Here is a 264-nt window from a genome sequence, read left to right as displayed (position 1 = left end):
AATCGCTGGCAACAAAGGATAAGGGTTGCGCTCGTTGCGGGACTTAACCCAACATTTCACAACACGAGCTGACGACAGCCATGCAGCACCTGTCTCTCAGTTCCCGAAGGCACAAGACTGTCTCCAGTCTCTTCTGAGGATGTCAAGAGTAGGTAAGGTTCTTCGCGTTGCATCGAATTAAACCACATGCTCCACCGCTTGTGCGGGCCCCCGTCAATTCATTTGAGTTTTAACCTTGCGGCCGTACTCCCCAGGCGGTCGACT

1 rRNA gene is annotated in these 264 nt (G+C 53.0%); it reads right to left on the bottom strand.

The window, feature by feature from the left end:
• Positions 1-264, bottom strand: a 16S ribosomal RNA gene (locus MFP24_RS00165); the annotation flags it as partial.

Origin of the sequence: Brenneria tiliae, assembly GCF_023347575.1 — a bacterium.
Classification (GTDB): domain Bacteria; phylum Pseudomonadota; class Gammaproteobacteria; order Enterobacterales; family Enterobacteriaceae; genus Brenneria; species Brenneria corticis.
Note: the sequence above shows the minus strand (reverse complement) of the source record. Positions and strands in the feature narration are given on the sequence as shown.